The organism is Weissella sp. DD23 (genome assembly GCF_001579105.1).
GTDB classification, from domain to species: domain Bacteria; phylum Bacillota; class Bacilli; order Lactobacillales; family Lactobacillaceae; genus Weissella; species Weissella cibaria.
Map to the genome: position 1 here is coordinate 353,658 of NZ_KQ970390.1, position 878 is coordinate 354,535.

General features: G+C 47.3%; 1 protein-coding gene. It reads right to left on the minus strand.

Annotation, left to right across the window (positions count from 1 at the left end; all coding sequences use genetic code 11):
- Positions 1 to 198 precede the first annotated feature (198 nt).
- Positions 199 to 878, minus strand: a 680-nt coding sequence (locus tag WEIDD23_RS01705) for an ATP-dependent DNA helicase (RefSeq protein WP_278279462.1), incomplete at its 5' end; no start/stop codon positions are given.

Consider the following 878-nt stretch of genomic DNA (forward strand, 5'->3'; position numbering starts at 1 on the left):
AGTATTCACGGGACGTAGCGCAATTGACGCAATAGTTGCACCACCTGCGATAAGCACCAGAACAACGATTAAGCCAATCAGCCAACGCCGACCGTGGCCACGACGCCGAGAACGGGACATTGTACGCATCTCCATCTTACGTGGCTCCTTTAGCTGTTTTGTCAATGCAAAACAAAATCATCTATTACTTTACCAATATTAGCGGTGTTGGTCAAAGAATTTCTTCAATTCAGGGACAACATCTCGGTCTTGCGAAACGTGCTGTGGCATTTGATCTGGCATCATATTTCGCAGAGTCTTCCCGTACGACTTTGTTAGGATGCGTGGGTCATAGATAACAACCGCACCAAAGTCATCCGGCTTGCGAATTAAGCGCCCTACTCCCTGACGCAGCCGTAAGACAGCTTTGGGTAAGGTACTTTGGTAGAACGGCTGTTTACCATGTGCCATCAAAACGGCTTCTTCAGCACGTTGGAGGACGGTATTAGGTTGATCGAATGGTAAGCGGGCAATCACGACTAAACGTAATTGGTCACCCGGCAAATCGATGCCTTCCCAAAAACTATTCGCGCCAAGCACAACCAAATGTGATTCATTGGCCATGCGCTTCATAATTTTACTACGCGTACCTGTCATCCCCTGTGCCAACAAAGTCATATTGCCCTGCTGCCACGTTTGATTTGACTGCATGTGATTATAGACCTGTTGAATCGTCTCTAATGAGTTAAACAATACCAGCGTGTTTTCTTGCACCGTCGTGGTTAACTGAACCAACTGCTTGGCTAAGTAGCTAACGTAGCCACCATCGGTTGGCGATGGCGCATTTTCAACCATCACCAATTCAGCTTGGTGCGCAAAATCGAAGACTTCAGGATAAC